Annotated in this window: 18 protein-coding genes; 6 read left to right on the top strand and 12 right to left on the bottom strand. The window is 61.3% G+C overall.

The features are described from left to right. Positions 1-708: 708 nt before the first annotated feature. Positions 709-1,158 (top strand): hypothetical protein, encoded by a 450-nt coding sequence (locus ACFSGX_RS12485; protein WP_380930349.1) that lies wholly within the window; start codon positions 709-711, stop codon positions 1,156-1,158. A gap of 620 nt (positions 1,159-1,778) precedes the next feature. On the opposite strand, the gene ACFSGX_RS12480 is transcribed toward ACFSGX_RS12485, so the two are convergent. The 5 genes from ACFSGX_RS12480 to ACFSGX_RS12460 form a co-directional block, all read right to left on the bottom strand. After that, positions 1,779-2,624, bottom strand: a complete 846-nt coding sequence (locus ACFSGX_RS12480; RefSeq protein ID WP_380930347.1) for an oxidoreductase — start codon at positions 2,622-2,624, stop codon at positions 1,779-1,781. 17 nt (positions 2,625-2,641) lie between these two features. Beyond that, positions 2,642-4,126 carry an aldehyde dehydrogenase family protein gene (locus ACFSGX_RS12475; protein WP_380930345.1) on the bottom strand — a complete coding sequence of 495 codons (1,485 nt, stop codon included), beginning with the start codon at positions 4,124-4,126 and terminating at the stop codon, positions 2,642-2,644. After that, positions 4,123-5,139: a DMT family transporter gene (locus ACFSGX_RS12470; protein ID WP_380930343.1), complete on the bottom strand. Its 1,017-nt coding sequence runs from the start codon at positions 5,137-5,139 to the stop codon at positions 4,123-4,125. The genes ACFSGX_RS12475 and ACFSGX_RS12470 overlap by 4 nt, the downstream gene beginning before the upstream one ends. 23 nt (positions 5,140-5,162) lie before the next feature. Then, a complete protein-coding gene (locus ACFSGX_RS12465; RefSeq protein WP_380930342.1) occupies positions 5,163-5,816 on the bottom strand; it encodes an SDR family NAD(P)-dependent oxidoreductase in 654 nt (217 codons plus the stop codon). A gap of 117 nt (positions 5,817-5,933) precedes the next feature. After that, entirely contained in the window at positions 5,934-6,572 is a 639-nt protein-coding gene (locus ACFSGX_RS12460) for a VOC family protein (protein ID WP_380930340.1), read from the bottom strand. Between the two features lie 121 nt (positions 6,573-6,693). Between ACFSGX_RS12460 and ACFSGX_RS12455 the strand changes: the two genes are divergently transcribed. Both ACFSGX_RS12455 and ACFSGX_RS12450 read left to right on the top strand, forming a co-directional pair. Then, positions 6,694-7,551: an AraC family transcriptional regulator gene (locus tag ACFSGX_RS12455; RefSeq protein WP_380930338.1), complete on the top strand. Its 858-nt coding sequence runs from the start codon at positions 6,694-6,696 to the stop codon at positions 7,549-7,551. Between the two features lie 1,038 nt (positions 7,552-8,589). After that, positions 8,590-9,009 (top strand): DoxX family protein, encoded by a 420-nt coding sequence (locus ACFSGX_RS12450; RefSeq protein WP_380930336.1) that lies wholly within the window; start codon positions 8,590-8,592, stop codon positions 9,007-9,009. A 332-nt stretch (positions 9,010-9,341) separates the two neighbouring features. Here ACFSGX_RS12450 and ACFSGX_RS12445 read toward each other — a convergent pair whose 3' ends face one another. The 3 genes from ACFSGX_RS12445 to ACFSGX_RS12435 all read right to left on the bottom strand — a co-directional run bounded on the left by ACFSGX_RS12445 (position 9,342) and on the right by ACFSGX_RS12435 (position 12,708). Next, positions 9,342-10,274 carry an alpha/beta fold hydrolase gene (locus tag ACFSGX_RS12445; protein ID WP_380930335.1) on the bottom strand — a complete coding sequence of 311 codons (933 nt, stop codon included), beginning with the start codon at positions 10,272-10,274 and terminating at the stop codon, positions 9,342-9,344. Between the two features lie 54 nt (positions 10,275-10,328). Beyond that, complete coding sequence (locus tag ACFSGX_RS12440) at positions 10,329-11,669, bottom strand: FAD-dependent monooxygenase (protein WP_380930333.1); 1,341 nt, start codon at positions 11,667-11,669, stop codon at positions 10,329-10,331. A gap of 124 nt (positions 11,670-11,793) precedes the next feature. Then, a complete protein-coding gene (locus tag ACFSGX_RS12435) occupies positions 11,794-12,708 on the bottom strand; it encodes an AraC family transcriptional regulator (RefSeq protein ID WP_380930331.1) in 915 nt (304 codons plus the stop codon). Positions 12,709-12,885: 177 nt separating this feature from the next. On the opposite strand from ACFSGX_RS12435, the gene ACFSGX_RS12430 reads away from it, so the two are divergent. The 3 genes from ACFSGX_RS12430 to ACFSGX_RS12420 all read left to right on the top strand — a co-directional run bounded on the left by ACFSGX_RS12430 (position 12,886) and on the right by ACFSGX_RS12420 (position 16,678). Then, the gene (locus ACFSGX_RS12430; RefSeq protein ID WP_380930330.1) at positions 12,886-13,617 is read left to right on the top strand and encodes an SDR family oxidoreductase; all 732 of its coding nucleotides are present in this window, start codon (positions 12,886-12,888) and stop codon (positions 13,615-13,617) included. A 613-nt stretch (positions 13,618-14,230) separates the two neighbouring features. Beyond that, complete coding sequence (locus ACFSGX_RS12425; RefSeq protein ID WP_380930328.1) at positions 14,231-15,157, top strand: helix-turn-helix domain-containing protein; 927 nt, start codon at positions 14,231-14,233, stop codon at positions 15,155-15,157. A 111-nt stretch (positions 15,158-15,268) separates the two neighbouring features. Next, positions 15,269-16,678, top strand: a complete 1,410-nt coding sequence (locus tag ACFSGX_RS12420) for an aldehyde dehydrogenase family protein (RefSeq protein ID WP_380930327.1) — start codon at positions 15,269-15,271, stop codon at positions 16,676-16,678. Between the two features lie 612 nt (positions 16,679-17,290). On the opposite strand, the gene ACFSGX_RS12415 is transcribed toward ACFSGX_RS12420, so the two are convergent. Genes ACFSGX_RS12415 through ACFSGX_RS12400 form a run of 4 tightly spaced genes read right to left on the bottom strand, consistent with a single transcriptional unit; the run spans position 17,291 to position 20,152 of the window. Continuing rightward, complete coding sequence (locus tag ACFSGX_RS12415; RefSeq protein WP_380930326.1) at positions 17,291-17,917, bottom strand: DUF4198 domain-containing protein; 627 nt, start codon at positions 17,915-17,917, stop codon at positions 17,291-17,293. Next, positions 17,914-18,234: a DUF3325 domain-containing protein gene (locus ACFSGX_RS12410; protein ID WP_380930325.1), complete on the bottom strand. Its 321-nt coding sequence runs from the start codon at positions 18,232-18,234 to the stop codon at positions 17,914-17,916. The genes ACFSGX_RS12415 and ACFSGX_RS12410 overlap by 4 nt, the downstream gene beginning before the upstream one ends. Next, positions 18,231-19,823, bottom strand: a complete 1,593-nt coding sequence (locus ACFSGX_RS12405; protein ID WP_380930323.1) for a PepSY-associated TM helix domain-containing protein — start codon at positions 19,821-19,823, stop codon at positions 18,231-18,233. Before ACFSGX_RS12405 ends, ACFSGX_RS12410 begins: the two co-directional genes overlap by 4 nt. Then, positions 19,820-20,152, bottom strand: a complete 333-nt coding sequence (locus ACFSGX_RS12400) for a hypothetical protein (RefSeq protein ID WP_380930322.1) — start codon at positions 20,150-20,152, stop codon at positions 19,820-19,822. The genes ACFSGX_RS12405 and ACFSGX_RS12400 overlap by 4 nt, the downstream gene beginning before the upstream one ends. Positions 20,153-20,163 lie beyond the last annotated feature (11 nt).

Below are 20,163 nucleotides of genomic sequence, written 5' to 3'. Positions count from 1 at the left end.
TGCAATCGGTCGTACGGTTGGGGTCCCTGCCACAAGCAGGAAGCTGCCGTTAGGCTGCCGCCCACTTGCGGACATTCAGCGCCTGAAGGATGGGCGCGGTGATCACGCTGCTTGCCCTTGTTCTACTGGCAACCGCGGGACGCCATAGCTTTGGCATAGTGTCGTCCGGCTCTCGAACTACCGCTTTCCATCAAACCCAGACGTTCGCGATCGTAGCTTGGCGCTATGCCGCTGTCGCAAAAGTAGCGACATTCAAGACGTCCAAAACCTATAACATGCGCGATACGGGGAGCACGTCAACAGATCGAGAAAGCCACCCGTCCTTTAACGCTCACATCTGAACGCTCAGGTTAACGTTTTACTTATGGCAAGTCGCCGCCCGTTAAGCGCGATTACTGCCGTTCTTCATCCGCGAGTGGTAATTCTGGGTGAAGTTGAGGAGAAATGTAGGAACGCGGATGCCTCGGCGGCCTATCGACGTTGCTCGCTGGGATGACTGCCTTTTGTCAGTGTGGCCGAAAATGATCAGGCAAGAACCTAAAGATCAGTTGTCCTCAGACGTGGAAGCAGGTCTTCCGGCGTTCAGTTTCCCCGTCTGCCTCTCAAGATATACGTTCGCGATGCTCGTGGGTTTCCCTTAGCCGTTCGTTACAGCGGTAACGAGTTAGACCAATCATGTACTAGTTGAGAAATTCGGTATTAAATACAATGCGTGCTGGTTCATTTAAGATGAAACATTGCAAATCCCTGCAAAGGATCATCGGAGAAGAGGTCATGCCCAGTCATTTAAGAATCCACCTGAAGAATTCTCCTCCTTACAATGGACTCATCACCAATCCCAAGACGCAAGTTCAGGCAAATGCATATTTGAAAAACCTAGTAGAAGGAACTGAACGTACCAATTTAAGCCAGGCTTTGACACAGGCGTTCGACGGTGCTGGAAAATCGAACGGCACATTGATGCACAACGGCCACCAGACATTTCATGCGTCAGCGGGAAAACTTGGAGTTTCAAGCGTCACGCTATTTTATTATATGCAAGGCGATGTAATAAATCTTTTCGCGATGGGAAAGCATAGTGGAGCAAGCACATACGATCTCTGCTTCTTTCGTCCGTCGACCGGTACGTTTTCACAAAAATCGATCGCCTTGTTGTAGATTGCTCTTTCAACGTCGATGCTCATGCTTGATACCGGGATTATCGGCAAACGGCGTTTACGCCCGCATTGGGCCGCAGCCGGACTATCTTTCCGCCCGGGATCGACCGGAACGCGCCTTTGATGAACGTCTAGGCTCTACAAACCCGGACGTTCGCGATCGTCGCCTGGCGCCATGCCACTGTCGCAAAAGTGGCGACATTCGAGACGTCCGAGACGTCCGAGACTTGCATCATAGCCATTGCGACAAGCGTTCACTGCCACTCATTTGATCGCTGCGATGTTCGCGATGAGGTCCCCGGTGAGCTATGTCGCGGGCGAGGTCGACGGGCAGCTCCGTCGCGCTGGACAATTCGCTACGCTTCTGAGCGTCGCGGCCGGACATCCACATGGGAATAGCAGGGGCGTCTAAGTGGCTGCTTTTGAACGTCGTGGCGACCAATTGCTAATTCTCCAGAAGGCCCAATCGGAGCCGAGGCAAAGGCCGCCGGCTTTTTGATTTTGACGAGCGCACCGGTGTGGCCCCGAACTCGCCCAGGGTCGGAGCCAGTACATCACCCGTGTTACTCCGCAGAGCCGCCGGGCCCCCATTGCGATGAAAGCGGATCACGAGTGCCTCGGTTAGGTCTTTACCTCCAGCTGCTCGAAGCTCGTCGCGGCGGTGCGATCGCCCCAGGCGGCCATGTCCGCCGAGACCCAGTCGAGCTTTGCCTTGATGTTCCGATGAGCATCCGGACCAAGCGGCAGTCGAAGGGGGGCGGCCTCGTCGTCGACCGCAGCAACGATCACCTTTGCGGCTCGTACCGGGTCTCCGGGCTGACTTCCCGACATGCTTTCGCTCAAGGTTCTCATGCCGCCGGCGGTCTCGTCGTAGATTGGCAGGCGGGTCGCGGCGATCGTCATGGAGCGCCCAAGGAAATCCGTGCGGAACGCTCCTGGTTCGACGATCACCACGCGGACGCCTAGGGGGCGCACTTCGAGTGCAAGCGCTTCCGATATCGCCTCGACCGCGAACTTGGTGGAACTGTAGAGGCCGAAGCCCGCGCGGGTCGCGATGCCGGAACCCGACGACATGTTGACGAAGGTCCCGTGGCTTCGACGCAGTGCAGGTAACGCCAAGCGTGTTGCCTCGATCAGACCGAAGACGTTCGTTTCGAACATCTGCCGATATTCCTCTGGCGACACCTCCTCGACCGCGCCGATGACCCCATAGCCGGCGTTATTGACGAAGACGTCGAGTTGCCCGAACGCCTGCTCGGCAGTGGCGATAGCGGCTGCCACGCTGCCAGGTACGGTTACGTCAAGATGTAGGCTGAGCGTGGTCGACGGATATCGGGCGGCAATCCGTGTGAGCTTCTCAGTATCTCGAGCAGTCAGCGCTACCCTGTCGCCTCGCGCAAGCGCTTCCTCGGCGATAGCGGCACCGAGGCCTGACGAGCAGCCGGTTATGAGCCATGACTTGGGCATTGGATGCTCCTCGCCGGTCAGAACGGGAAGGAACGGGGTTCGTGCTGGACCGAAATCCAGTGCTGCGTCGTGAAATCCTCGATCACGCCGTCCGCGCCGAAGCGGCCAAGACCGGAGTTCTTCTCGCCTCCAAAAGGCATGTTCGCGAGATCAACGGCGGGCAAGTCATTAATGTGCGTCATGCCGGCCTCCATACGATGGGCGAACCGCTCGCCGCGAGCCAGATCTCGCGTTAGTACTGCGCTGGAGAGGCCGAACTCGGTATCGTTGGCAATACGGAGGGCCTCCGCTTCGTCATGTGCGCGCAATACTGGCGCGATCGGGCCAAAGATTTCATCTTTGCCGAGGCGTACCCGTTCGGTCACATCTGTGAAAACGTGGGCCGGCAACACGAGGCCTTCTGCTGGTCCACCCAAGCGCATCACCGCGTCATCCGCATGTGCCTCCTCGATCATGCGCTGTAGGCCCGCAAGCTGCCGATGGTTGATGATTGGTCCAATGGAGGTCGCTGGATCGTCGGGATTGCCGTGTCTGAGACCGCGGACATGTTCGACGAACGCCTCGACGAAGCGATCGTAGAGGCCTTCCTCAACAATAATCCGGTTGGCACTTACGCAGAGCTCGCCTTGATGAAGGAAACGGCCGAAAGCCGCGATGCGGACCGCCTGATCCAAATCGGCGTCATCAAGCACAACGAGAGGGTTATTCCCTCCAAGTTCCAGTTGCGCCTTCTTCAGCGCGAGCCCTGTGGCGGCAAGTCCCGCGATGCGTCTGCCAACGGGTGTCGAGCCCGTGAACGAGATTACCCGGGACGCTGGGTGCAGTACGACTAGATCGCCGATTACCTTGTTGTCCCCGATGATAACGTTCAGCACGCCACGCGGCAAACCTGCTTCTTCGAGGATCCGAGCCAGAAGTAGCCCGCCGGAGACGGCCGTGTCGGATGCCGGTTTCAGTACAACCGCGTTGCCAAGCGCGATTGCGGGCGCAACGGCGCGACTTGATAGGTGCAGAGGCCAGTTCCAAGGACTGATCACGGTCACGACACCTACCGGCTTGCGGTAGATGCGATGCTCTTTGCCGGGGATGTCGCCGGGGATGATCCGGCCATGGGCGTGGCTTGGCAGCGTCGAGGCTTCAATGAGGATCGCACGGACAGCCGACCATTCCAGTTCGGCCTTCGTGCGGACGCTGCCCGACTCCCGAATCAGCCAATCGACGACCTCCGACTTCCGGGCAACTAGGATGTCCGCGGCACGCCGAAGGACCTCGGCGCGTGTACTCGGGGTCGTTTCCGACCATCCACGCTGCGCATCTGCGGCTGCGGCAAACGCTGCATCGACGTCACCGGCATCTGCCTGCCCGATCTCGACCAGTGTCTGCCCCGTGTAAGGATCGATGTCAGCGTAAGTGGTCCCAGCGTTTCCTCCACGCCATTCCCCGGCGATGAGGAGTTCGCCGAACTGGTAGCGAGCGGGTTCGGTTGCCGGCATGATCGTCATTTCGGGTCTCCTAGTTGAGCGTGAGTCGAGGGAATGGGGGGGTCGCGGCGCACCGCGATGGCCAAACCTGCGGAAAGTATGAGAAGGCCGGCGATCTGCGTAGCGTCCGGGATCTCGCCTGTAAGCGGGATGCCGAGCATTATTGCTACCGCTGGCGCCAGAGCGGGGAAAAGGGCGGCGCGGCCAGCACCAAGGATTTGCACGGCTCTGCCAAAAGCAAATAGTGCGACGACGCCGGAGAGAATACCCTGCACGAGGATCTGTTCGGCAATAAGCACGGCGTCGGCCCGCAGAAGCGCGGTGGTGCCATGCAGCCACAAGTAGAGCGGCGAATAGATGATTGCCGATAAGACCGATACGGCCGCCGTTGCCGCGAGCGGCGGCACCGCCCACTGACGCTGCAGGACGGTGAACAAGGCCCACATCATACCAGCGAGGGCAAAGAGTAGATCTCCGATCCAAGCGTCCGAGCCACCCGCGACGAGGGAAGGTCCGGCGATCACTGCTAGTCCGGCAACGAGAATGCCAAGACCAAGTATACGTGTCGCACTCAGGCGTTCTCCAACGAGAAGCCATGCCAGGACAGCACTCATCAGCGTGACGGTTCCGAGTTGAATCACCGCGCCATGCGCAAGTGGAGCAAAGCGGAAACCGCTGGCGCCGACGAGCACGAACAACGGACCCGCAAGAAGGGAGAGCACGACACCTTGGCGCCACCCAATACCTGCAAGCGTCAACGGAGAGTGGCGCAGCAGCCATGGGAGCAGGAGAGGGCCCGCAACCCCATAGCGGATGAACGCGAGGTCTGCTGCCCCGAGTCCTGCTGCGATGCCGTGACGGGAGACTGCAAGGTATCCACCCCAGATGACCGCCGCCAACAGACCGTAGGCCCAACCGGCGCGGAGCTGTGACGCCTGCGCATTCTGCGCCGAAGGGCTCGTTACGGCCCCTCCAAGCGCATTGCCGGACGAAGCCACGTGCGGTGACGGGATGGTATAGGATTCGTGTGCCACGGCGTTCCCCTGGTACCGTATTGTCAGGACGCCGCCGGATAGGTGGCTTCCCACTCGGCATCGGGGGATGTCGCCAGCCCCCAGAAGATGTCTGCGACGTCAGCTGCTTCTTGGGACCCCGGTGCGACCAGCGTTCCAATCGTTGCCGTCGCGATCCGGATGCCTCGCGTCGCGAGGTCCGGCGCAAGACCCTGGACGAGGTTCCTGAGGGCGGCCTTCCCTGCGCCCAGGCTCGCATACGAAGCGTGCGGCGCAACAGCCAAGCCCCCGCCCGTCACTAGGATGATGCCGCCACGGTCGCTGAACAACTCGTGCGCCGCTCGGATCGTATGCATGCCGGCTGCGACGTTCACGGCGAGATCGCTCTCGATTTCGCTGTCGGACATGCCGAACAGGTCCTGCGCTCGCACCAAGGCCGCGTTGAACAGCACGGCAGTCAGCCCGCCAGCTAGGTCATCCGCCTTTGCGATCGCCATGTGCAGCTGACGGGCATCGGTTGCGTCAACGCTAACTGCGTGAGCTTCGTACCCCCGGGATTGCAGGTCCGCTGCTGCACTCTCGAGCTTCGTCCGGCTGCGGGCACCAAGGACGATCGTCCAGCCCTCTCGCGCGAAGCGCTCAGCAGTGGCGGCGCCGATACCCGGACCCGTGCCGACGATAAAGATTGAGTTGGCCATAGTTCGATCCTTGAACCGCGGCGGCGTCTCTCGCCGACGTCCCGGAGGTGGCGCTCCTGAGACGTCGCGACGATGCGCTGCTGCGTTGGTGATTCATTGAGCCGTGCCCAACAGTGGTCAGTCGATCGGCTGGGTGAGCTCGAAGAGATTCCCCCAAGGATCGGCGAAGAACGCCAACCTACGGCTAATGTCCGGCAGGTCGAACGGCTCGGTCACGATCTCGACCCCGCGGCGGCGCAACTCGGCGACCGTCTCGTCCGCCGAGTCTACCCGGATGCAGATGTGATGCCAGCCTCCCAAACCGAGGCTGTCGCCCAGGTCGGAGTAGGAAGGACGATCGGAAGCGCCGGGGCCGGCCAGCAGTTCAATCCTAAACGAGTCGTCGACGGACGGCGCGACATAAGCAAGCTTCATGTCGCCATATGGCCACGTATGCATCACACGAAAGTCCAGCTTCTCGGTGTACCACGCTATGGCAGCGTTGAAGTCGGGAACCCGGAGGCCGGCGTGATCGCCCTTCATCGATGTGAACGGACTGGATGTCTTTGCAGCCGGGAATATGGAAGGCATGGGCATCACGGATATCCTGTCGTTTGCAAATTGGGCTGGAATCTTCCTGCCCTTGATTCGGAAGACACGCCGTTCGGATGTTTCGACCATTGTTGCGCCATTGCGGCGAGGACGCTGGAGCGCCATCGCGTGGTGCATCATCAAGACGGCAAGCGCTCCGTCAGAGCGCGGCATCGCGGAGGTCATCCGGTCTCCGGGTTTGTGGAACCGAGGCGCCAAACCCATATGCCGACTGCGACGCGTCGACCCACAGCGCCGCTTCGTCCCGTTTCTCCATTGTATCCCGCACATTTCGTGCAAGCGCGGGATGCTGCTTAAAAAGTCACGAAGGTCTGCGTTCATGGTCGCCGTTCCGAAAGTTCTCCAACAGGCCAGCGTCGCCTTTCCATATGTCGACGTGAGGCTACTGGATGATCGTCCCGATCGAGCGCTGAGCGCGCGCCGGTTGGGTGACTTCGGGATCGCTCTCCTCCGTACGCCTGCGAGCGTTGCAGAGGTTTCGGCACATCGGTCCGCGAATGCTGGAGGAGGTGACCAGCTGAAGCTCATTTGGCAACTTCGTGGCCGTACGCGGTACGAAGATGTCAATCGTGTAATCGACCTGTCGCCCGGCGATCTCGTTGTGACCGCCGGTGCCCGCGATCATCGGCTCGACATGGCGGAGGGACATGAAGCGCTTGTGCTTGCGTTCAACCCACTTGCCGAACCAGAATGGCCAATGCTGATCGGTGAGGCTTTGGAGACCAGGACGGGAGCCAATGCGGGCCTTGAGACTGCCGCCGCCGGTCTCCAGGCGCTTCTCGGTGCAGGGGGGAACGACGGTTCCGGCGAGCTCGCGGCGCGTGCTATGGTCGACCTTGCCCTTCGCAGCGTCCGCCAGTCCCATGATACGCAAGACGCTTCCGAGCCGCCGTTCCTTGGTCGCGCAAGCCTAAGCGTTCTGCGCAACGTCGGTGATCGGGGCTTTGGGCCTGACCGGCTGGCACGCGAGCTCGGCATGTCACGCCGCACGCTTTACTCGCGACTACTCCAGTTCGGGATAACGCCAGCCGGACTCATCAAGCGGGTGAGGCTGGATCGCGTGCGGAGCGACATCCTCCGGGAGCCGGGCCGCAGTCTGCTCGACATCGCGTTGGCAAACGGCTTTGCAGGCAGCCCGGCCTAAGCAGGGCGTTTCGGTCCGCTTACGGGCAAGCACCGAGCGAGCTACGACAAACTTTGTAATCCGGCAGAATTGCCTGGTCACCGCGGCGGGCAAGCGGGTCACGCCAGAAGCGGCACGGTTGACGACGTCGTCGCGACGTTGCTTCCCCGTCCTCTCCAAGGCAACGGGCCGATGTCGATCGCCAGCCTTTTGGGATCCCGTCGGCCGCACTCCCTCTACGTGGCCGGTGCCTGCCGCCGAGGACGGGGATGCCGCGGTCATGGAGCAAGTTGGCCGCTTTGCGGTTCCGTGGGTCCTCAAGCCGCAATGCGGGCAGTCGTGCACGCCGTAGACCGCCGTTTCAGCCATTGCCTCGTATTGCGAACACTCCAGGGACGGGTTTTGGAGATCGAGGGGGGATAACCCGGCCATCGGCGTTTCAAGCTGCGTGGCGGGTCCTCTTGAAGACCGCGCCCAAGGCCGCATTCCCTTTCGACGCGGTGTGAGGTCCCCCGATGGCGGAACACGACACCCGGCCGTGTGTGCCGCATCCACTCTTCAACAGGGCTACGGCCGGTTGGGTTGGCGAGCTGGCTTACCAGGCAGATACGCCGGACCACCACAACCTACCGGGTTACATATTTCCACGGAGGCAAACACCTTCCGGAGAAATGCACGCGACGCCAGGCTTCTGCACTCCTGAGCAAGCGGCTACTTCGGCATGCGGGCAGTCGCGACAACTTCAAACCTGCGGGAGTGCGGCTTGCTTGACGATAATGGCGCGGGAGGAACTCTCATCCGCTTCGGGGTCATGCGGGCGAAGGACACTGCTTGGGTTGCACAGGGCAAACTCCAGCGAAGTGGCTTGGCTGAGCGCGATGTGCCGGGGAAGCGTAGCCCAAATCGTATCGCCGCCGACGGCTGCCTCGGCGAAGGTGCCTTCCGTTGAGAAGAGACTACGTCGAGCTTCGCGCAAATCGGCACCATGCGTCAGCTGCGATCCGCTTTCAGAACGGACCTGAAGCCGCGGCGAATTCTAGGCCAGTAGGAGAAATCAAGGTGCAGTCAAACACTTCCCGCCACACGATATGGGCCGGCCATGCTGTGACGATCTTGGTGGTTCTGATCATGATCGCCGATGCCGCGATCAACCTCTTCGCGCCGCAGACACTAGTCGTTGAACAGGCAAAAGTTGGATTTGCCCCTGAGTCATCTGCCATCCTCGGCGTCATCATGTTGGTTTGTGCCGCTGTCTACGCGGTTCCACGCACCTCGGTCGTTGGAGCAATCCTTATAACAGGCTTCTTCGGTGGCGCCATCTGTGCGCACTTCAGGGTCGGTGAGCTTGCTGCACCTGCCCAGCTTATTGCGGTAGCCGTAGCCGTCTTGGCATGGCTCGGCCTATGGCTCAGAAACGACGTCGTCCGGGAGGTTCTTGGAAAAGGAACCTCAGCGAACGGACGGCTTGACGTATCCTAAGGTCGTCCGGGGGTCTGGTCTGGCATGCGCGCGTTGCCCAACCTTGCCTCGTCACGCGTCCATGGCGGCTGAGCTTCACATAACACCTCCGGTGGATTTGTCTGGTTACGGTCGGCGACGTGATGGCTGCCGCTAAAACACAGCGCTGTCGGTTGCTGGCCGCACGATCTATGGCAAAGCTCTCCCATCAATCAATCATCTCGGCGTGAGTCAATGACGACAGGGTCCGGAGCTGACGGATACGGAAGAGGATCTATGGATATGTCGTCGACGCGCTCGCTGTCGCGCGGAAGAGCGACCAGTCGCAATAAGTTCCGCCGACCGTGAGGCTGTCACAAGCTCGAAAGGAATGATACCAACGCTTCGTTAACGACAGCGGGCTTCTCAAGGTGAGGCCAGTGACCAGCGTCCGACACAGTGAGGATTGAACGAAGACTTGGGACGAACGAGCGTAGAGCCTCGGCGTCCTGCGGCCACAAATCGTTGAGCCCATCCACGGCGCCTGTTATGAAAAACGAGGGTTGGCCAATCACTCTTCCGGCAAAGGCGCGGCTGGCGATCGCAAAGTAGGTGTCGAGCGCTCGATAATAGTTCAGGCCGCCGTGAAACCCGGTGCGTGCGAACACATCGATTAGATCCTTCATATATTCAGGATCGATCCAGTCGATGTGCTGCGGCGCCGGCCGAAGCAGGCCTCGTCCCGGATCGAACGGGTGCCATCGCGTCTCATCAGGTGCCTGCGCCGACGACCAGTAATGCAGGCCGGGCAGAGTGACGGCGGCATTCTGCCATTGGAGGTCGGCCTCCCGCTTTATCAGATCGAACATGTAGAAATTACTCATGCCCGCACTGCGAAGGTCGGCGAGGAATCCGGCACCTCCGAGCGGTCGATAGGGAACGCTGATAGCAGCCACTGCCGAAAATCGATCCGGACGCAACATAGCTGCGTTCCACGCCACGCTGGCACCGAAATCATGACCAATTACAGGTGCCGTCTCTACCCCAAGGTGATCGAGCACTGCTATTAGGTCGCCTACGGTATCAAATGGCGTATAGGCTTCCGCCGCCTCCGGGGCGCCGCTAAGGCCATAACCACGCATGTCAATCGCGACCGCGCGCCAACCCGCCGCCGCTACTGCGACCATCTGTGCGCGCCACATGGACCAGAGTGACGGAAAGCCATGGCAAAACAGGATGACCGGTCCGTCACCATGTTCAACGGCATGAATCTTGATTCCGCCGGCCGGAATATCGAAGTGACGCATCTGTGTTCCTTTCGGTCGCAAGCGGCCAGGACGATGTCGTCCTGGTGCAAGTTTCTAGCGCCCGTCAGAGTCGGCTGGCACACTAAACGAAGCCGTCGCCTGTATCTTCTCAGGCAACAGGTCGACGAGGTGACGGGCTTTATACAAACCGAGGAGAGCGGACCGATCCTGTAGCGCGGTTCGCAACCGATCCATGGACTGGGACAGAACGGTATCAAGGTCGACCGGCGGCTCGCCCGTCGTGGTCGCATAGGCGAAATCAGGGATGGCCGATGCAGACCATGCCCGGTCGATGACCGGCCGGCAGGCCGCGATATAGCGGTCTGTCACTCGTTGCCCGTGAGAGGTCTCGGTGCTTGCCAGCATCTCGCTCAAAATCAAAGCTTCATGCGCGGCCACGGACATGCCTTGGCCGACAACTGGATTGAACCGGCAATAGGAGTCGCCGATCGGGAACAATCCGTTTGGCACCTCCCCATTGGCGCCGAAATGACGACGTACGTTCGCCGGGAACCGGAACCGAGCGAGCTCCTCGAATTTGGTCGCTCGGGATAGAGCGTCGGCGATCGTCGTGGAGCCGAGCGTGTGCGTATAGGGCGAAAACTCTTCAATCGTCGCGGGCGGCTGGTCCGCGCCACGCCCGACCAAAGCGATATGCCATTGGTCTTGAGACAGGCGGAACATGTAACCTGCCCGTCCGCTGTCTTTTACGGAATTAAGCGCGAGGCAAGTGAAGTCTGGCGCGTGAGCAATCGGAATGGTCGCGACAACGCTCGTATAGCCGATATCGACCGTGACGACTTCTTCGCGCGGGGCTGATCGACCGATCTGATCCAGGCAGGAGAGGATCAGCGTTCCTCTTCCAGATGCATCGACGACAAAATCAGCGGGCTCGAATCGGGCTGATCCCTCCTCATCGATAGATTCGACGCCAGCCACTGCGTCTCTTGCGGCATTCGTCCGGACTCGCACCGCCTTCGATTTCGACCTGCGAATGAAGTTTGGGTGTTCGGCCAATCGGGCCGAAACGACAGCTTCCAGCGCCGGACGGCGCACGGCGATGCTCCTCATTCCAAAGTCAATCCGGGGAAGGGTGGCGATGCCTGGTATCTCGATCTGCATGTCGCGCGATGATGAATAGTCCAATCCGCCGGCGGCGATCAAATCCGTGTCGATCTTTGGAAACAGATGCCGGAGCGCCAGCAAACCGCCTGCAAGCAGCAAATGGGGATGGCGCCCTTGCGGCACGCCGCGGCGTGCTTCGCCCCGAGTTTCATTCTCATCCCGCTCAAGGAGAGTTACGTCTATGCCATTCCTCAGAAAGGCGGCGGCGGCCAATAGGCCGGCCATGCCACCTCCGACGACGACTGCTTGCTTTCTGCTTTGATCCAACATGAGGTTGCTCCAACTTAGAGATGCAAGAATTCCGCGGTCTCTAGTGATGGCGAGCCCATGTTGCAGAGGCTTTGCCCGGCGGGGATTTTGGACTACGACAGTAGCCTATAATGTTTCGTCCTTTTCATGATGCATCAGCAAGTGCTTTTGTCAGCTGAGTTCTCAGGTCGCGTGATGGCGCCACGCCGTAGAGCCGGCTGTACTCTCGGCTGAACTGCGAAGGGCTTTGATACCCGACTGCGAATCCTGCCGAGCCGACGTCGAGCCGCTCCAGGAGCATGAGGCGCCGTGCGGCCTGGAGACGCAGTTGTTTCTGAAATTGTACCGGCGTCATGGCCGTGGCGCGCTTGAAATGGTGATGCAGCGACGACGTGCTCATGCTGGCCACTTCGGCAAGCTCCTCGACTCGGAACGGTCGAATATAATTGTCCTGCAGCCAGCTGATAGCTCGGGCGACACGGTTGCCGGCGGTATCCGCGGTAGCGATCTCTACTAGGCGAGATCCGGTGGGTCCCTGCAACAGCCAGTACAGTATCTCCTGCTCGACGAGCGGAGACAACGCCTCGATGTCGTTAGGCCGATCGAGCAGCCGCAGAAGTCTGGCAGTCGCTTCCAGCAGATCCTTTCCGGCGGTGTTCACAGCGACCCCGAGTGGGTTGCCCGTCGCCCTCGGGGCCGCGCTGTGGGGCAGTCGATGCATCAGTCCCTGTAGGATGTGCGGCCTAATCGCGATGCCGAGCCCGAGATGTGGCTTGGATGGCTCGGCCATCGTAACCCGAGACGCAACCGGCAGGTCGAGCGAGACGACCAGGAACTGGCCTACGCCGTAGCGATGGGTCTCATCGCCCAGCGTAACGCTTTTCTCACCCTGCAGGACCATGGCAAAGCACGGCCACTGGGTCTGAAAAACCGGATTGGTCGGTGTCGAACTCCGACCGAAGTAGAGGCACCCGATCAGGGAGGGCGACGCTCCTTCATTGGTGGCGAACCTCGCGACGATGCCTGCCATCTCGCGAATGAGGGCGCTGCTGTTGACCATTGGTATCCCTTCGTGCCGCACCCCCCGGCACAAGTCTGGCATGCCCGATCGTCTCCATGGATACCACAAGCCGGTACGGCAATCGGAGGATTGTGCATGCATCATGGAGGATGCGGATAACTGCGCCGGACGAGTTGAGGCATACCCGGGAGACAACGCAACATATGAGCGCTTCCCATGTCGAACACGTCCAAGATCATCCTCATCTCAGGCGCGAGCAGCGGCATCGGCGAGGCCACGGCGAGACATCTCGCGAAGCAGGGCCACACCGTCGTCGTTGGAGCACGGCGGGTTGAGAGGATCGAGATCGTAGCGCGGGAGATTATGGCCGAGGGCGGTTCTGCCCTGGCGATCAGGCTTGATGTGACGGATCGGTGGAACTTTGCGACCTTCGCGCAAGAGGCACACCGGCAGTTCGGCCGGATCGACGTGCTCGTGAACAATGCCGGTGTGATGCCACTTTCAGCCTTCGCCGACCTGCAGATCGACGAATGGAACTTGATGATCGACGTCAACCTCCGTGGCGTTCTGAACGGCGTGGCGGCCGTGCTGCCGATTATGACTGCGCAGCAACGCGGCCATGTGGTAAACATCGGGTCAGTGGCGGGATACAACGTAAACCCGACCGCTGGCGTATACTGCGCCACGAAATTTGCTGTCCGGGCGCTGTCTGAAGGGCTGCGGATGGAAAGCAAGGACTTACGTGTCACTTTGGTGAGCCCAGGCCTGACCCGGACCGAACTGTCTGATGCAATCCGCTCGCCGGAGACACGGGGGATGCTTCAAGGCCTGACCGATAGCATCGGAATACCCGCCGGTGCCATCGCTGAAGCCATTGGTTTTGCCATCTCGCAGCCGGCGGATGTCGATGTAAACGAATTGATCGTGCGTCCGACGGTGCAGGGATGACGCTTCTTCGGCAAGAGCGTCGCACGGCGGCAGGCCGGTTTGTAACTCACGGCAGCGGCCCGGACGCGACAGTTGGTTCCGCTGACGCCGACATAACCGGTTAGGTTGATATGGAAGACGAGAGTGCGCGCCGGCCGTCGCGGGCGAGCCGACGATGCCCGATGCCCCCCAAGCCAGCGAGTAGGAGGTGCAGCCCTCCATACTGGCGCATTGGATCACCTGAACCGGGGGCATCACGATCGGCGCCGCACGGTGGCGCCGCTGACATACCACTTGGCAACAATCTCTGGTCAAACGAGCTTCAGGCGAGACCGTCGCGGTTTGTCCGCCACTACGGTGGTAACTGGCTGGTCGTGGTATGGAAGCCTGACTGTAACGCGATCAATGGAAGGAAGCCGTTCAAAAGCGGGCTTGGTTTTAGTTTCGCTGCAACGTGGTGGAATTTGACGAATTGGCGGTTGCCGCAATTTGGGAACAATGAGCGCAAGAATGCGGCGGTCTGTAGTCCTTATATGGGGTTTCATCGCGAGCAGCGGCGGTGCAACGTCCGGTCCCGTGGACTTTCGCACGGCCAAATTGTCAGTCGCGGTGAACCCCGAAAGGCACGAGCTTCATGTTAGAGCCAACACGGGCGGTGGTGCTAGCCAATGCCGCCTTTCCACATCTCGAGATTGACGTTCAGGACGATCGTCCGGATCGGATGATCACCGCGCGGCGGGTGGGCAGATATCCAATCGCGCGGTTCCAAGCGCCTGCCACGGTTGTTGAAACAGTCGGTCAAAGGTCCGTCGCAGCGGGGTTGGGCAAGTATCTCAAGCTCCTCTGGCAGCTTGACGGCACGACGCGATACGAGGATGCGAGCGGTGCCCTGGACATCAAGCCCGGTAATCTGATCCTGACGCCGATGAACGGTGATTACCGGATGGATATGCGCGAGGGGCACGACGCACTTCTCATTGCCTTTGACCCTGCGGACGAGCCGCGATGGTCTGCGTTGGCCAGCGACGTGATTGGAACCCGGATCAAGGGTGGCGACGGGACCAATGCCGCGGCGGGAGGCATAAATGCCCTGCTGACCCGGGGGCAGGGGGATCACACCGCTGAGCTCGCCGCGCGTGTCATGATTGATCTGGCCTTGGCTAGCACGCGCGAGACGGCGACACAGGAGCCTCCCTTGCTTGCGCGTGCGGCCCTGTCCATCGTTCGAAACATTGCCGACGCGAGCTACGGGCCGACTGACCTGGCGAGCGACGTCGGAATGTCGCGTCGCTCGCTGTACGCCCGTCTAGGCGCGCTCGGAACAACGCCGGGTGCGCTGATACGCCGTATCAGGCTCGACCGTGCACGTCAGGACATCGCCAGGAACGATGGCCGTCCGCTGCTGGATATTGCGCTTGCGAACGGCTTTCCGGACGGCACCAGCTTCAGTCACGCGATCCGGCGTGCGTTTGGACGATCGCCGAGCGCGCTGCGCGAGGAGATTGCTGCCGTTGGCACCCTGCCGCCATTGGGTCGCGAGGCCAGGCTTCAAATCAAGTAGAATATGCACGCGGCCGCAAGACTTCGCACAGTCCAACACGGAGACATCGAAGAAGCAGGTTATGCTTCAGCAATCCCGTGACACTGCACGGCTAACGGATGAAGGTCATCGATGATCGACTACAGCGTCAAGGCGCGTTTGGACGCCATCATAGCGGTACAGCGGTCGGCTTATCTGGCTGACGGTCCTCCAACGGCCGCCACGCGTGCCAATCGGCTGGAACGTGCTGCCGTCATGCTGATTCAGGCCGGTGAGGAAATCGCTGCAACCGTATCACAGGATTTCGGGTATCGCAGTTCGGACGAGACGCGGCTCGAGATCTTCGGTGCCGTCGTCGCGTTGCGCGCTGCCGCAGCCAAGGTGGAGGTGTGGATGGAGCCGGCCATTCATCCGGCGCTCGCGCTCGGCGCAGAAGCCCGCGTCGAGCATGTCCCGCTCGGCGTCGTGGGGGTCATGGGTGCGTGGAACTATCCGATCGTCACGATCTTCGCACCGCTCGCGGGCATACTCGCTGCGGGCAATAGAGCCGTCATCAAACCCTCCGAGAATGCGCCAGGCATGGCTGCGCTCGTTGATCGCCTGATCAGTGAGACGTTTGCGCAAAGCGAAGTGGCGACGGTGCAGGGGGGAGCCGAGGAGGCGAGACACTTCGCCTCAGCACCCTTCGACCACCTCATCTTTACCGGCTCGACAGCGGTCGGACAGCAGGTGATGCGAGCGGCGGCCGACAATCTCACGCCAGTGACGCTTGAGCTGGGTGGCAAGTCTCCAGTCGTCATCGACAGCGACTACCCCATCGCGGATGCTGCCGAGAAGGTGATCGCGGTGAAGGCCCGCAACGCTGGACAGATCTGTCTTGCACCTGATTACGCGCTTGTTCCGGCTGGGCGGGAGCGCGCCTTTGCCGAGCATTGCGTCGCAGCGGCCAGGAGGATGTTTCCTCAAGGTGCCGCGTCCAAGGACTATTCCTCGATAATCAGTAACCGGCACCTCACGCGGCTGAAGGAGATGCTGGCGGATGCGACAGCCAAGGGCGGCGAGCTTATCGAAGTTTTCCCGGCGGGAGAGGAATCTCCGGGGCGGTATCTGAACCCTGTCATCGTCCTCAATGCGCGGCCGGATATGCAGGTGATGAGCGAGGAGATCTTCGGTCCTATCCTTCCCGTTGTTGGCTATCGATCTCTCGACGACGTCCTTGCCGACTTGCGATCTAAACCGCATCCGCTAGCCCTCTATTACTTCGGCCTTGATGAAGCACGCACCCGCAAAGTGCTCGGCGGCACTGCATCGGGCGGGGTCACCATCAACGACGTGATGACCCATGCCATGGCTGAGGATCTCCCGTTTGGTGGCGTCGGCTCTTCCGGAATGGGTTTCTATCGTGGAGAAGCGGGTTTCCTGACCTTCAGCCACGCGCGAGCGATTTATCGGCAAAGCCCAGCGAGGGAGGCTGCAGCGCTTTTTTACCCGCCTTATGGCGAACCGCTGCGCAGCTTTCTCTCGGGCGCCCTTGCACGTTGATGGTTCGAAGAGGTTAGCTTTGACCAGCCTCTTACCGGCCTAAAGGCGATGGGTAGGCATATTCATCGCGTTCTACCCAGCCCCGGCGGGCCTCGCTAGACACAGTTCGCCAACGTGTTCGCAAAAATGGAGGCGGGCAAGGCAGGAGCAGGCGGCGGACTATTACTTCTGTTGCTCATGCCGTTGTTGCGCGGCCACGGGCCGATCAGCCGTACAGCTATCCATTCCGACCGCCATGCGCATGCCCAGCGCCGCCTAAGCAAGCGGTTCCTCCAAGCCGTGGAGAATCGGGGGCAATTTTAGATTGGTCCGGCATTGGGGGTATGCCCTAGCATTAGCAGCACCGCCCGGTCGTCGCGACTTGGCCTTGGATCGCGGTAGCACGCGCCGACGAGTGGGCGGCCGAGCATTCCTTCCGCGAGCTGAAACAGGCTCGTAAGCGCGATCTCGGCGTGTGATGACGCCCCCAGTTCGCCAACCAGTTTTACTAAAGGCCATACTGCTGAATCGTGTGTCGCGCGGCATGCGGTCCAGCGTCGAAGTGATCGTATGACGACATGCGCACTCCAGCCTATTGGCATTGAGGGAACGGGGTCCATCATTATGCCGAAGTCACTTTGCGACGAACGTCGTGGTGGTCGTTCGATGCAGGACCTGCACTGAACCCGCAGCGGTCGCATGCGGTCCGGTTTCCTTTGTGGATCCGGAGAGCAGGTATCGGCCTTTCCCGCGCACAGGAAAAGAGAAGCCGCCAGACTCATCGGTGGTGAACGTCCTGCTCCATTTGTCGGGTGTGACAACCGTGACGGAATGGCCGGCAACAGGCTTGCCGTCGCGCACTAGAATGAAGCGGTCGCCGTTCGCGGTGGCAGGAACAATCTCTAACGGCATCTGCGCGCGCGTGTCGCTACGACCGGCGCGCGCATAATAGATCACGCCCTCCTTTTTCCCTTCAGGGCCCCAGGGCGCGAACACGTTGTCATCCCAGGCACGCACGTCGCCGGCCGGGGCATCGACCTCGATGAAACCGGCCATCCGCCGCTGCGAGGGCTGCGATCCGGACAGCAGCTTAGGCGCTTTCAATTTGGGAAACTCCGGATCACCGCCCTCGGGCGGCGGTTCCGCGGGCTCGCCGAGATATATTCTTGCCGGGCCGCTGCCATCACGTTCGATCCAGACCTCATGCGCCTGCGTCATTGTGGGAAGCGCCAGCAGGGTGGCGAGCATCAGCTTCTTCATGGTTGTCTCTCCTGATGGACGTGTTGCGATGGGTGCTGAACGCGGCGCGCTCGTGGCACGAGGAGATTGATGACCAGAAACGCGACGGCGGCACCCAGCATTACCAGACCGACCCAGGCGACCGGCCCGAACACGAGACCTCGCGCGGCGATCGACAGGAGCAGGCAGACAGCGATCAGGCACCACGCGCCGCGCCGCATCAATCGCTTGCGGGTGCCGGACGGCCGGGCGCGAAGCCAGCGCCCATGGTGCGCGTCCGTGGCCAGCCCGAGCAGTCCAAACGCGACGACCGCGGCTATAAACGCGAGGAGGATCATTCCGCGGGCGCCAGTTTACCCAGCCGAGCAGCGGCGACCCGCCGATCGTCGCGTGATCGGCGTCGCTCAGGGCGATATCGGGCGACGCGCTGTGCCGTTGCGATGGAGGCGGCTCCAAGCACCAGCAGGGTGAGGTCGACGCCGATCGGAAGCCAATCATTTGCTGACAGCGAGGCGAAGACGCCGCGGTCGGTCCAGAACATGTTGTAGATCGGCAGCAGGATGAGCAGGCCACCCGTGATGCCGAGCAGCACGATCCAACTCGACGCCGGCTTCCGCGCCAGCACCAGTAGTAGTGCTGCTGCCCAAGCGATGAACAGCGTGTGCACTTCCCATTCCGCGCGCGCGGCCATACCCGTCGGCAGCAGGCGGTTCGCCCATAACATGGACGCAATGCCGAGCGGAAAGCCGGCGAGGACGGCAACGTTCAACTTCTCGATCAGGCGGAAACCAAAGTGCGGCCGGTCGGGGTCGGGCAGCTTTTCGCGCCTTTTGACCGTCCATAGGACAAGACCGCTTGCCACCATCAACGTTCCAGCGACGCCGCACAGGAAGTAGATCCAGCGTAGCGCCGTGTCGGCGAAGCGGCCGGCATGGAGCCCGATCATGACGCCTGCCGTCGCTGACGCGCCACCTGGTGCGGGCGACTGCCAAATGGCGGCCCCAGTAACCCCGTCATAAGTCACCTTAGGCGTTCGTGTATTGAGGAGCGTCGAGGGTGCGCGATTGACGCTGACCCGGGCGGCAGCGTCGCCTGGGTTGGCGATCTCGACAAAACCTGAGGATCCGCCCAGCCGGCGTTCCGCGTCGCGCACCACCGTCGTCAGATCGACCAAAGGCGCAGCTCGGTGCGTTCGTTCAATGGTTTCGCTGTGTGGAAACAGCGCATCGAAGAGCTTTGCCTCGTCGCTGTAATTGGCGACGACTGCCCACGGCATCAGGAGCGCCATCAGCGTGACCAGCCCGGTATAAGTGATCATCAGATGAAACGGTAGCGCCAGGACCGCGGTCGCGTTGTGCCCGTCCAGCCAGGACCGTTGGCCACGGTGTCGCCGGAGAGTGAAGAAGTCGCGGAAAATCTTCTTGTGCGTGACGATGCCGGAAAGGATCGCCACCAGCATCATCATCGTCGCGAAGCCGACCAGCCAGCGCGCCCAGATCACTGGAACGTAGTGGAGGTCGAAATGGAAGCGGTAGAAGAAGTCGCCGCCGCGCGTCGCCCGCGCGACCGCCGGCTCGCCATCGGCCCCTATCAACGCCTGGTTTTCGCGCCGACCGCCGCGACGCGGCCTTTCGCCTTCCTTTGGTTGCGGCACCCAGAAGAGTTGCGCGCCAGGCGCGGCGTCGCTCGGCATGGTGATGAACCAGCTTTTTGCGTCCGGGGCCTTGCCCTGCAGGAAGCGTTGCGCGCCGGCCAGCACACGCATGGGCTGCTCGACGCGCGCAAGCTCGGGCCGCATCCAGCGGTTAAGCCCCTCCCGCCAGAACGCGATCGTACCGGTCATGAAAACCAGGAACAGGATCCAGCCAAGCAGGAGGCCGGACCAAGTATGGAGGCCAGCCTGCGACTGCCGGAAGCCTTTGCTCATAACCGCCCCGTCGCCGTGATGGAGAGCCACGCGGCGATGCCGGCCGGCGCACCTGCCGCGGCCAGTTTCCAGACCGCCCGCCATCCGCTCGGGGCGGCATAGGCCCACATGGCTGCGCCCGCGCAGATCACGAAGGCGACGAGCGTCGCCGTCACCGTCGCCTCGGCGGCATTCATCGGCAGCAGGCGGGCAAGTGCCATGGCCCAGATGCAGGCCACGGCGTAGCCCAGTGGAACGGCGGCAATGACGCGCAGCGCCGCGTCCCCCCGTCGTCGCCACGCGTCGGACATCGTCCGGTCCTGGCTCGTGATCTTGACCTCAGATGCCATTACGTCCGACC

This window comes from Sphingomonas arantia, assembly GCF_042682045.1.
GTDB classification, from domain to species: Bacteria; Pseudomonadota; Alphaproteobacteria; order Sphingomonadales; family Sphingomonadaceae; genus Sphingomonas_R; species Sphingomonas_R arantia.
Note: the sequence above shows the minus strand (reverse complement) of the source record. Positions and strands in the feature narration are given on the sequence as shown.

Coding starts and splice junctions, on each gene's coding strand:
- ACFSGX_RS12485 (WP_380930349.1), top strand. CDS start 709: ATGCGTGCTGGTTCATTTAAGATGAAACATTGCAAATCCCTGCAAAGG.
- ACFSGX_RS12480 (WP_380930347.1), bottom strand. CDS start 2,624: ATGCCCAAGTCATGGCTCATAACCGGCTGCTCGTCAGGCCTCGGTGCC.
- ACFSGX_RS12475 (WP_380930345.1), bottom strand. CDS start 4,126: ATGACGATCATGCCGGCAACCGAACCCGCTCGCTACCAGTTCGGCGAA.
- ACFSGX_RS12465 (WP_380930342.1), bottom strand. CDS start 5,816: ATGGCCAACTCAATCTTTATCGTCGGCACGGGTCCGGGTATCGGCGCC.
- ACFSGX_RS12460 (WP_380930340.1), bottom strand. CDS start 6,572: ATGACCTCCGCGATGCCGCGCTCTGACGGAGCGCTTGCCGTCTTGATG.
- ACFSGX_RS12455 (WP_380930338.1), top strand. CDS start 6,694: ATGCTGCTTAAAAAGTCACGAAGGTCTGCGTTCATGGTCGCCGTTCCG.
- ACFSGX_RS12445 (WP_380930335.1), bottom strand. CDS start 10,274: ATGCGTCACTTCGATATTCCGGCCGGCGGAATCAAGATTCATGCCGTT.
- ACFSGX_RS12440 (WP_380930333.1), bottom strand. CDS start 11,669: ATGTTGGATCAAAGCAGAAAGCAAGCAGTCGTCGTCGGAGGTGGCATG.
- ACFSGX_RS12435 (WP_380930331.1), bottom strand. CDS start 12,708: ATGGTCAACAGCAGCGCCCTCATTCGCGAGATGGCAGGCATCGTCGCG.
- ACFSGX_RS12430 (WP_380930330.1), top strand. CDS start 12,886: ATGTCGAACACGTCCAAGATCATCCTCATCTCAGGCGCGAGCAGCGGC.
- ACFSGX_RS12425 (WP_380930328.1), top strand. CDS start 14,231: ATGTTAGAGCCAACACGGGCGGTGGTGCTAGCCAATGCCGCCTTTCCA.
- ACFSGX_RS12420 (WP_380930327.1), top strand. CDS start 15,269: ATGATCGACTACAGCGTCAAGGCGCGTTTGGACGCCATCATAGCGGTA.
- ACFSGX_RS12415 (WP_380930326.1), bottom strand. CDS start 17,917: ATGAAGAAGCTGATGCTCGCCACCCTGCTGGCGCTTCCCACAATGACG.
- ACFSGX_RS12410 (WP_380930325.1), bottom strand. CDS start 18,234: ATGATCCTCCTCGCGTTTATAGCCGCGGTCGTCGCGTTTGGACTGCTC.
- ACFSGX_RS12405 (WP_380930323.1), bottom strand. CDS start 19,823: ATGAGCAAAGGCTTCCGGCAGTCGCAGGCTGGCCTCCATACTTGGTCC.
- ACFSGX_RS12400 (WP_380930322.1), bottom strand. CDS start 20,152: ATGGCATCTGAGGTCAAGATCACGAGCCAGGACCGGACGATGTCCGAC.